Below are 1,296 nucleotides of genomic sequence, written 5' to 3'. Positions count from 1 at the left end.
TCCTGTTCAGTACTAGGTTTTAGGACTTGAGGCTTATAAGACATTGTAAAATGTTCCTTAGCTTAGAGCTCTCGTTACTGTATACATCGATACTCTTAACATATTTTAGACTAACTCTTATATGCCACTATCTTTTTTCAAAGGTATCCAAAGTTTGTCTTCAATTTTAGGATTTCTATCAAGAGTAGGCATTGTCAAAGGGGTAGATATTAGATATGCTGATTTGGTTATAAAACAAGTTTCATTTTGTCCATTATCACCTATCTTATAGAGAGGTGGACATATAATTGCATTATCATCATCTCGAAATATCACTTGGGCATACAAATAAACATCACCATTGAAGCTGTTAACTGCAGATGCTAAATAGTAGCTTTCTATATTTTGTAGTTTATTGCTAGGTGACGGTTTAGACGTGTAAGTATCATCCCAAAACGCTTTAATATTACTCTCTATATCTATAAAATCATCAGACGATATCTTATAGATATGAGCCTCATCGTCTTTTATACCAACGAAATTTGCAATAGGTATTTTAATCGTATTAGTGCTCATTATAATTAATCCCAGCAATACCAGTATAGAGACAGCAATATCTATCAGATAATGTATAGGTTGTGCTTTAGTAATCCTAAATCCATAAGATGCTGATAATAAAACCCAAACAATGGATACAATAAAATAAGATATCCAGTTTTCTACATTCAAGGAATCAATCGTCTCTATTACCTTTAAGAAGGGAGCGAAGGCTAAAAAGGTTAGCATTGAAAATATAAAACCGTTATAAATTATTTTAAATTTATCTTCAGCTTTAGTTGAATTCCAAGATTTGAATAAAATGAAAAGGAATATTAGTCCGGAAGATAGGCCTGTTAATACGTAGTATTCAAAAGATTTATCAAGAAATACTAAAATTAAAACACCTAAAGGTAGTAAAAAACAAAAAAAGAAAAACCAATCAATATATTTTGAATATTCGTTATGTGTTTCTTCGAACAACGGTTTAGTATCGTTATAAGTGAACCTTAAATACATTGGTACAAAGCTAAAAATGAAAACAATTGCTAGTAAAACTGTAAGTATTGCTAAAGTTAATAATGCTACAGTTTCATAATTTGTTAAAGCACTATATTCTAGAGTACTAAAGCCTATGGTCGTCATATAGGACTTAATAAACATACGGGAAATGACGTAGGAAATTACGGAACCACTCAGTAAGGTGATTATTAATCCAATAATTATCTCTTTAGATGGAGCTTTTATAAAATCTAAGACTTTATTGTTTTCGGTTGGTGA

1 protein-coding gene is annotated in these 1,296 nt (G+C 30.6%); it reads right to left on the bottom strand.

Going from position 1 to position 1,296, the window contains the following annotated elements; all coding sequences use genetic code 11:
- Positions 1 to 117: 117 nt before the first annotated feature.
- Positions 118 to 1,296 (bottom strand): hypothetical protein (locus tag ACS8FD_RS15000; protein ID WP_439276443.1); only part of this gene is annotated, 1,179 nt, incomplete at its 5' end.

This window comes from Psychrobacter sp. 1U2, assembly GCF_051847575.1.
This window is presented reverse-complemented; position numbering and strand designations above follow the sequence as displayed.